The sequence below is a fragment of the Pasteurella sp. WM03 genome, from assembly GCF_004570945.1.
Taxonomy (GTDB): Bacteria; Pseudomonadota; Gammaproteobacteria; order Enterobacterales; family Pasteurellaceae; genus Rodentibacter.
In genome coordinates this window covers 261468-271720 of record NZ_SPPO01000003.1, presented here as the reverse complement: position 1 = coordinate 271720, position 10253 = coordinate 261468, and the positions used below count along the sequence as shown (strand labels likewise).

The window sequence follows — 10253 nt, the reverse complement described above, 5'->3', positions numbered from 1 at the left end:
TGTCAACTGTCAACTGTCAACTGTCAACTGTCAACTGTCAACTGTCAACTGTCAACTGTCAACTGTCAACTGTCAACTGTCAACTGTCAACTGTCAACTGTCAACTGTCAACTGTCAACTGTCAACTAGGTTTTTCCTTTCCTGATTTCTACACTTTTCTTAAATCTTCTCAGTATGCTTTTAATTGAACATGCTGGGTTGTTTTATTATTGATAACTTAATTATTTAAGAGGTTTTTTTATGAATAAAACATTACTTAGTTTAGGCATTATTTATGCTTTGACTGGTTGTTCACGTGATGGTCAGCCATTAGAAGTATGGAATAACTTCAACGAAAGTAAAATTTCTGCCCAACTGGGTGAGAACCAATCCTTAGCGGTGTTTTATCGCCAGGGAGATCTACAGGGGCCTGCGACCAATATTTATATAGATGGAAACTACCAAGCATCATTGTTACCAAATGCTTACAGTGCAGTGCCGGTATGCGCGGATAAACATTTATTCAGTACATCTTTCAGCATAAATCAAAAATTTGGTAATCGCACACAGGGGGTGAGCTATACGTTGCCTATAGGTGAAGTCGCATATGTTAAGGTATCGCAAGAGGCTAATGGGCAACTTTACTTACAACGTGTAGAGCGTTCAATTGCTGAACAAGAAATTGCAAATTTACCGAAAGAGAATCAAACCTTATCAAGGGTGCCTAATGCAGCTAACTGTCAACCGCCTGTTGTGATCGCAGCGATTGCAGTAGATAGCAGTGCATTATTCGCTTTTGATAAATATAGCTATAAAGATATTCTTCCGGATGGTCGTGAAAAATTAGAACAATTTATGACTCACGTAAAAACCTTAAACGTTTCTCACATTGTTGTGGGAGGGCATTCAGATAACCTGGGCTCGGATAGTTATAACCTCTCCTTGTCAGAGAAACGAGCTAATAGTGTGAAACAGCAGTTACAACAAGTGGGTATTTCCGTACCTGTGAAAGCAATTGGCTATGGTAAGAAAGAACCTGTTGTGACGAACTGTGGTGGATTATCCGGGGCTGCAGAAAAACAATGTAATTTACCGAACCGTCGTGTTGAAGTGACGGTTTACGGAACGAAATAAGTTTAGTATCTAAGGAATTAATATGTCGACTACATTAAAAGTATTAAGTGCAAAAAAAGTGATTGCCTCTCATAAAATTAAGAAAGGGGATGCATTAGTTCTTGAGGCAAGAGATAAATCTAACTACCAATTGATTGACGATCAAACAGGATTTAGCCCACAAAATATTATTGCTAAGCGTGAAGGGAAAGATTTAAAAATCTTTCTAGAAGATGGAGATATGTATTCGGATGTGGTGATTAAGGGTTACTACGGTGATGAGAACTCAGAAAAAGTGACCAATTTGATCGTTGGTCAACACGAAAGTGGTGGCATTTATGCCTATGTTCCTGAATCTGGTGTAAAAGCAGATGCAGTGAGTATGTTGACCGAAGGAAGTGCTGCACCGCAAGCACTAGGGGGAGAAGAGCTTTCTAGTGCTTTCTGGGTATTTAACCCATGGTGGTTATTAGCATTAGTACCATTAGCTGCGGGTATTGCAATTGCTGCTGGTGGAAGTAGTGGAAGTAAAAATACGGCTCCTCAGCCTAAGCCAGAGTCTTCTAAAGGTCCGACGATAACTATTCCGGAAGCGAAAGATGGCATTAATGCGAAAGAGCTTGAGGACGGCATTCAGGTAGAGGTAACGCCACCGTCATCGAATGTGAACCCGGGTGATAAAGTCATAGTGGAATTGAAAGATAAAGAGGGTCATCCGGTATTAGACACAGACGGCAATCCGGTGAAAGTAGAAAAAGTTATTCCGGGAGACTGGACGGCAGGCCAGCCGATAGAGGTCACGATTCCGAAATCGGCTTTCCCGACAGAAGATGGCAAAGTGAAAGACGGTGATTATAAAGTTGTGGGCAGAATTGAAGACCCGGCGGGTAATGTATCGAAAGAAACGGAAGAGCCGATAAGTCTTGACAGCACAGCACCGAGTGCACCTAAGCGCGTAGAAATTGGTAATGGAGATGAGTTTATTACCCCATCAGAGCTAATTGATGATGAGAAGGGTAACAAAAAGGTGCAGGTGAAGGTTGAATTGCCGGATGATGTGAAAGCGGGTGATAAAGTCGTGGTGAGCCCGGAAGGAGGAGAAGCGGTAGAGAAAGTTCTGACACCGGATGATATAACGGCAGGTAAAGTGACGATTGATGTTCCGGCTCCGGAAGAGGGTAAATCACTGAAAGTTGCGGTGAAAATCGTAGATAGAGCGGGTAATGAGGGACCGTCATTGGTAGACGAAGCTATACGTGATACGAAGGTTCCAGGTGATACAGACGGTGATGGTCAAGTTGGTGACAAAGACGATAGCCGGAGAGAAGTTGAGTTACCGATTGATAAAGATGGTGATGGCAATAACGACAAAGTGCCGGCTAATACGGATGGTGCACCGAATATTGTTTTTGGTGAAGATAAAAACAATGACGGTACATTGAATGCCCAAGAAGTTGGTGAAGATGGTCAAACCCCGGTCTTTATTACTATCCCGGATGGTACAGAGGCAGGAGATACGTTGGTATTGAGCGTGAACGGTACAGAGAAACAGGTAGCGGTGACGGAAGCGATGGTGACGAAAGGGTATCACGAGGAAGGTGTTCCGGTGATGCGGGATACGACGGAGATTAGGGTTGTGGCCAAAGTGGTCGATCCGGCAGGTAATGAATCGAATGAAGGTAATGAAGTCGTGAAGGTTGACACTCAAGTGCCGGGAGATAAAGACGGCGACGGTCAATCGGATGAAGGTCCGACGATAACTATTCCGGAAGCGAAAGATGGCATTAATGCGAAAGAGCTTGAGGACGGCATTCAGGTAGAGGTAACGCCACCGTCATCGAATGTGAACCCGGGTGATAAAGTCATAGTGGAATTGAAAGATAAAGAGGGTCATCCGGTATTAGACACAGACGGCAATCCGGTGAAAGTAGAAAAAGTTATTCCGGGAGACTGGACGGCAGGCCAGCCGATAGAGGTCACGATTCCGAAATCGGCTTTCCCGACAGAAGATGGCAAAGTGAAAGACGGTGATTATAAAGTTGTGGGCAGAATTGAAGACCCGGCGGGTAATGTATCGAAAGAAACGGAAGAGCCGATAAGTCTTGACAGCACAGCACCGAGTGCACCTAAGCGCGTAGAAATTGGTAATGGAGATGAGTTTATTACCCCATCAGAGCTAATTGATGATGAGAAGGGTAACAAAAAGGTGCAGGTGAAGGTTGAATTGCCGGATGATGTGAAAGCGGGTGATAAAGTCGTGGTGAGCCCGGAAGGAGGAGAAGCGGTAGAGAAAGTTCTGACACCGGATGATATAACGGCAGGTAATGTGACGATTGATGTTCCGGCTCCGGAAGAGGGTAAATCACTGAAAGTTGCGGTGAAAATCGTAGATAGAGCGGGTAATGAGGGACCGTCATTGGTAGACGAAGCTATACGTGATACGAAGGTTCCAGGTGATACAGACGGTGATGGTCAAGTTGGTGACAAAGACGATAGCCGGAGAGAAGTTGAGTTACCGATTGATAAAGATGGTGATGGCAATAACGACAAAGTGCCGGCTAATACGGATGGTGCACCGAATATTGTTTTTGGTGAAGATAAAAACAATGACGGTACATTGAATGCCCAAGAAGTTGGTGAAGATGGTCAAACCCCGGTCTTTATTACTATCCCGGATGGTACAGAGGCAGGAGATACGTTGGTATTGAGCGTGAACGGTACAGAGAAACAGGTAGCGGTGACGGAAGCGATGGTGACGAAAGGGTATCACGAGGAAGGTGTTCCGGTGATGCGGGATACGACGGAGATTAGGGTTGTGGCCAAAGTGGTCGATCCGGCAGGTAATGAATCGAATGAAGGTAATGAAGTCGTGAAGGTTGACACTCAAGTGCCGGGAGATAAAGACGGCGACGGTCAAGCAGATGATGCAGGCAAACCGATAGTGGCGATTCAAGACGGCGGTGACGATAAAATCCAGAAAGCGGATGTTGATGCCGAAGGTAAAGTGGATGTGAAAGTGACCTTCCCGAACAACGCAGGCTACAGCGTAGGAGACAAGGTAAAAATCACAGACCAAGATGACAATATCATCTTAGAGCGTCCATTAACCCAAGAGGACTTAAATAACGGTATTACCGTGAAGGTTACCCCGGCAGCGGAAGGTGAAACGACGGTAGTGAAAGCCATCGTTACCGATCCGGCAGGAAACAGCTCACTGGAAGGTCAGGATGAGTCTGTCACGGATTTAGTGGTTCCGGGAGATACAAACGGCGATGGTCAAGCAGATGATGCAGGCAAACCGATAGTGGCGATTCAAGATGGCGGTGACGATAAAATCCAGAAAGCGGATGTTGATGCCGAAGGTAAAGTGGATGTGAAAGTGACCTTCCCGAACAACGCAGGCTACAGCGTAGGAGACAAGGTAAAAATCACAGACCAAGATGACAATATCATCTTAGAGCGTCCATTAACCCAAGAGGACTTAAATAACGGTATTACCGTGAAGGTTACCCCGGCAGCGGAAGGTGAAACGACGGTAGTGAAAGCCATCGTTACCGATCCGGCAGGAAACAGCTCACTGGAAGGTCAGGATGAGTCGATGGTAGATTTTGTACGTTCTGTACCAACAGTAATTATTGGTACAGATGTGAATAAACCTTATGGTGATGATGTGGAATACATTATTAAAGGTGAGATTTTGTCTGGAAGTGCGGTAGAAAAAGTGAGTGTTTTTGTATCTATTCCTGAAGATGCGAAAGTAGGAGATATTTTGACACTAACAGCGAATACAGAATCAGATCCGATTAGTTATACCGTTCAGGAAGGTGATGTTGGAAAAACTGTTACACAATCTGTGTTTGCTCCTGCAGATGGTAAAGAGCTTGTCGTGTCAGCAACGATTACTGCGGGATATGATGCGAATCTTGTTAGTTCTACGGGGGAAGCGAAAGCGACTCGTGATACATCAGCTAATATTGAAGTGACGATAGGTGGGCCGGATTATTTTGAAGAGCATCCGGATAGTGAGCCAAATGGTCCTTATTTCCAAATCATTGTTTCTGAGGATAAGAAAAGCATGAGTACTCCGGCTTCTTCTATTACAGATTTTGAGGAAACGCTCTATTCAGGAGAAGTGAATAAAGATGGGGACGTTCGTGTAATCTTTACATTGCCTTCTGATGCTAAAGTAGGTGATACCTTAACCTATAAGGTAGAAGCGGGGGGGACACGAGATCTTGAATTTAATGAGGATTCAATTTCTATTGGTGAATTAACGTCTCCACATACTTATGTACCTGAAGTAGTGAGTAAAGTATTAGATAGTTCTGATATTGAGTTAGGAAAAGTGGAAGTGTTTGTTCCAGCTCCGACTATACAGGGACAGACTATTGATGTGATGGCAACTTTGACGGATAAACTTGGCAACGAAGGCAAAGATGTTCAATATTCCTATAGATTCCGTAGTTCAGCAGGTGATGCTGATACAGAGCTTGCGGGTGACCCGGCAGTACTTGAATTAGGTGTCAGTGCAAATACTGAAACTGAGATTAATGGTAAAAACTTTGTCACAGCTTATGAAGGTGTTGAGGATAGTAAACTCACTTATACCGTTAATTTAAATAAGCCGGCACAGAAAGATTATAAAGTTGCGATTAAGCTTTCAGGAGATGGTATTACGGCAGATGAATATACTGTAGATGGTACAACCTCTCAGTGGTATCCAAACGGCATCAAGAAAGCAGATGGTGCAGGTGTTGATCATGAAGGTTCTACTGTTGTTGTGACGATAGCAAAAGGTGAAGTTTCAGCAAGTTTCACATTAACGCCGAAAGAAGACAGTGTGACAGAAGGTATTGAGGTTGTGAAGGCCACGGTTGAGAAATCTGTATTTGACTTCGGTGTGGCTCAAGGAAAAGTAGGTGGAAATGGTAATTTCTATACTTTGGGCGATAAGGTTGAGGCAGAAGGGGTGATTACTGAGGCAATATTACCAGGTGAAATACTTGGCGGAATAGGAGCTGATAAAGTAACAGTATCTGGTAACTTTGCTAGTACCTTTAATGGTGGTGAAGGTGATGATACCTTGATTATCACTGGTACAGGCAGAACCATTAACTTTAGCAATATTATGAATGTTGAAACCATTGATATTAGCGGTAGTGGTGCAAATACTCTAACGAATGTGAATGCTGACAATGTGAATAAATCCGCAATAGGGTCGATTTACATCAAAGGTGATGCCGATGATAAGGTAAATATCGGTTATCAAAATGTAGTAGGTTCTAATCTGAAAGATTCACTTGAAATCGGGGCAAAAACGTGGTCGAAAGGGGCTGTTATCGATAAGGACGGAGTAGGTTACGATACTTGGTCGCTTAGTGATAGTTCTGCAACGATCTACATTCAGCAAGGTATTGATGTTATCTAGTTTTACTGGGTAGCATTATAAAATGGTCAAAATCCTCCTTAATGAGAATTCGGGAGGATTTTTAAAGTGCGGTTAATTTTAATAGAGTTTTTTACAGGTGAAAGCATACTCACATACCGAATAAAGTGCCTTGAGTTTGTAAAAATTTGTAAATAAACTTGTTGAGTTGTGAATTTTTCTTTAAATTCTAACGCAAATTAGGTAGCACTGACCAATCTGTGCAGGTTTTATACCTGTAATAAAATGATAAATTACGATGAAAGTGGGGCGATATCTTGCGTTGTATATAATTCATTCCCTGTCTTTTTGATAGGGTGAGAGTTGATTTATTGAGAAATAAATATTGCAAAGATATTAGATGGATAAGCCCTGATTATCATTGTGTTTATTTTATGTCATTTTGATTCGTGGAAGTTATGACGGATTAAAACGATAGTGTTCGTACTAAATGATAGAAATAATAGGTTCTCTGGAAATTCAAAGTTTTTTTACCGCTTGTTGAAAGGAAAAGTGTGGGGAGAAATGTAGAGTTTTGGTTTGTCGTGTACCTGTTTAAATTTAGTACATTATTTTAATTTATTTTTTAAGGAATTGTTTAATGACGATCATTTATTCAAGTGATGTGGTTGATCCAACACAAATTGCTCGAGTGACTTTAACGTTTGGAAAGAATGACATTACTCCAGGTTCTCTATTAATTATTCATCCGTATTATGGTGGAACGGGAGCTCGTAATTTAGATAATGAAGGTACTCCTATTAGTCATAGAGTGACAAGAGAAGAGTTGGGTTCCAAACTAGTATTTGGTGTGCCAGCGCCGATTCCTGGAGAGAAAATTTCAATCACTTATGATATTAAAGCTCCAACCGGTTATAACAAAGAGGGTATTTATATTGATACGATTGCCCGTGCAGATAAAGCAAAGCAACCAAGTGCGATTGTAATTGGTAATGGTGATGCTCTCTTAACTTCTGATGAAATTGATGCGGAAGGTAAAGTGACTGTGACGGTGACATTACCTAAAGGGCTTTCAACAACAGATGAATTAGTTGTTCAAACGAATCAGGGAGAAAGTAAGGCAATACGGTTACCGAAAGAGGTACTTGATAAAGGTCAGGTTGAATTGAAGGTCGATGCACCGGAAGGTGGTGAAAATAATGAATTATTGGTATCTGCCTATATTGTGGATAGACACGGTAATAGTTCAGAGGTAAAAGATCATGTTTATCTCTTGGATGTTAGAGAGCCGGAAGCAAGCGTAGAATTAAATAACATTACTGCGGATAATATTATTAATGCTCAAGAAGCGAGAGGTAATATTACCATTAGTGGTAAAGTGAAAGGGGATTTCAAGGAAGGCGATCAAGTTCGTATTTTCCTTGATGCGAATACCTATGCAACACGGAGTGTTGATGCAGAGGGTAATTTCTCGGCAGAGCTATCTGCTCGTTATTTCGTTAATGATGAAGATAAAACAATCAAAGCGGTACTAACTACGCATAAAAATGGTAAGGCTTTTACGTTTGAAGGTGAGAAAGTTTATGCAGTGGATACTACAGCGCCAAATGCAGACAGTACACAGGTAACCTTAGATAATATCACAGCAGATAACGTGATTAATGCTCAAGAGGCACAGGGGACGGTGACGATTTCAGGTCGAGTGAGTGGTGAGTTTAACACAGGTGACCAAGTACGTATTTTCATTGATGAAAATACATTCTATACACGTTATGTAGATGAACAGGGGCGTTTCTCCGCAGATGTGCCTGCACAACAGTTAGTGAATGATGCAGATAAAACTGTTTATGCGGTTTTAACAACAACTGATTCGGCGGGTAACACGGGGATAATTCGTGCTGAAAAACAGTATGAAGTGGATACCACAGCACCAAATGCAGACAGTACACAGGTAATTTTAGACAATATCACTGCAGATAATTTGATCAATAGCGCAGAAGCAAAAGGTGCGGTGACGATTTCAGGTCGAGTGAGCGGTGAGTTTAACACAGGTGACCAGGTACGTATTTTCATTGATGAAAACACATTCTATACACGCTATGTGGATGAGCAGGGTCGTTTCTCCGCAGATGTGTCTGCACAGCAGTTATTAAATGATGCAGATAAAACCGTTTATGCAGTTTTAACAACAACGGATTCAGCAGGTAACACAGGGACAATCCGAGCAGAAAAACAGTATGCCGTTGATACGATGGTTGATGCTCAGGTGCATATTAATCCGATTGGTACGGTGAATAGATACGGTCACTATACTATTTCGGGTAAAGTAACAGGTGAATTTAATCCGGGCGATCAAATTCGTATTTTCTTAGATGAGAAAACTTATTACACTCGTCAGGTAGATGCTGAGGGGAAATTTAGTGCAACTGTTCCAGGTAGCCTGTTATTCAAAGACGCTGATAAGATTGTGTCTGCGGTGTTGACTACAACAGATGCCGTGGGTAATACTGCAGAAATTTCGAATGCTGTGAAATTTAATGCACCAAAGGCGACAGCTGGTTATTTCCACAGCAGAATTGATGGAACATCTCGGGCGATTGATCTTGTTGGTTTAAGTAGTAAAAGGAAAAATAACCCTTCAGAACTTACTACAGATGAAATTGGAAAATTTGTTTATAACAAACTAATTGATACTGTCACTGTTCCGGGTAGTCAGTTAGTTAAGGACATTGATAAGATTGTTGAAGAAGGCAATTCGGTGAAGTTTAATGCACCAAAAGCGACAGCTGGCTATTTCCACAGCAGAATTGATGGTTCATCTCATGCAATTGATCTTGTTGGTTTAAGTAGTAAAGGGAAAAATAAACCTTTGGTTATTACTACAGGGGAAGTTGGAGAAATTGATGCTGTAAGTACCGTAGGTGATAATGTCATCAATATCGGTGGTAGTTTAGTTGATAGTACAATTATTGATTTAGGTAGTGGTAAAGCTGTTTTGAATACTCACCATGATGGCACAGACCGTAGCTTGGGTAATGATAATACATCGGATGTTAATCATTTACGTATTGCGGAAAATGTTGATCTGGGTGCTCAAATTTATGGTGGTAAAGGTAAGGATGTCATTGAAATTGGCGGTCATTTTAACGGTAATAAGATGGAGCTTAGTGCGGGTGATGATCATGTAACTTACGTACAAGGTGTTGGTAGAATCAACGGTGGTTTAGGTCATGATACTGTAAAAATTACAGGTAAAGGTGCAATACTTGAGTTGAAAAACTTTGTTGAAGTGGAAACTATTGATATTTCAGGTTCTGGCAGTAATACATTACGTATTAATTCAGATGCTGCGAGTGCTGATCGTACGACAGTGTTTGTTAAAGGCGATCGTGATGACAAAGTTGACTTTGGCAATGTAAGTCCTAACGCTGCTAACCTTAAAGAAGGGAATAAAGGTAGTTGGTATAAAGTTGGCTCTACGGTAAAAGACGGGGTTCAATATGATGGTTATGAATTTAACCACCAAGACGATACTCTTGTTTATGTTCAAGCCAATATTCAAGTTGTGTAGTGAATACTACTTTTTAATATAAAAAAATCCCCTATCTTGTATGAGGTAGGGGATTAAACATTATAGATAAGGCTTGTTTTCAATTGAAAAAAAAGCAGAAAAGAGTAAGATGTGGCCTTTCGATTTTAAAAATAAATGGTGTAGATCTCCCCTTGTTTTCTATTGTATTCAATAGCTAGGAGATCTAGAGGTTCTTTGAAATCG

3 protein-coding genes are annotated in these 10253 nt (G+C 41.5%); all 3 read left to right on the top strand.

Features of this window, described 5'->3' with window-relative positions:
- The first annotated feature begins 240 nt into the window (after positions 1–240).
- The 3 genes from E4T92_RS05245 to E4T92_RS05235 all read left to right on the top strand — a co-directional run bounded on the left by E4T92_RS05245 (position 241) and on the right by E4T92_RS05235 (position 10049).
- A complete protein-coding gene (locus tag E4T92_RS05245; RefSeq protein ID WP_077542963.1) occupies positions 241–1113 on the top strand; it encodes an OmpA family protein in 873 nt (290 codons plus the stop codon).
- A gap of 22 nt (positions 1114–1135) precedes the next feature.
- Positions 1136–6520 (top strand): hypothetical protein, encoded by a 5385-nt coding sequence (locus E4T92_RS05240; RefSeq protein ID WP_135093702.1) that lies wholly within the window; start codon positions 1136–1138, stop codon positions 6518–6520.
- A gap of 598 nt (positions 6521–7118) precedes the next feature.
- Positions 7119–10049: an Ig-like domain-containing protein gene (locus tag E4T92_RS05235; protein ID WP_135093701.1), complete on the top strand. Its 2931-nt coding sequence runs from the start codon at positions 7119–7121 to the stop codon at positions 10047–10049.
- The last annotated feature ends 204 nt before the right edge of the window (positions 10050–10253 follow it).

What these genes read in the sequence shown, in the direction of transcription:
- E4T92_RS05235 (WP_135093701.1), top strand. Translation starts at nt 7,119, where the DNA reads ATGACGATCATTTATTCAAGTGATGTGGTTGATCCAACACAAATTGCT.
- E4T92_RS05245 (WP_077542963.1), top strand. Translation starts at nt 241, where the DNA reads ATGAATAAAACATTACTTAGTTTAGGCATTATTTATGCTTTGACTGGT.
- E4T92_RS05240 (WP_135093702.1), top strand. Translation starts at nt 1,136, where the DNA reads ATGTCGACTACATTAAAAGTATTAAGTGCAAAAAAAGTGATTGCCTCT.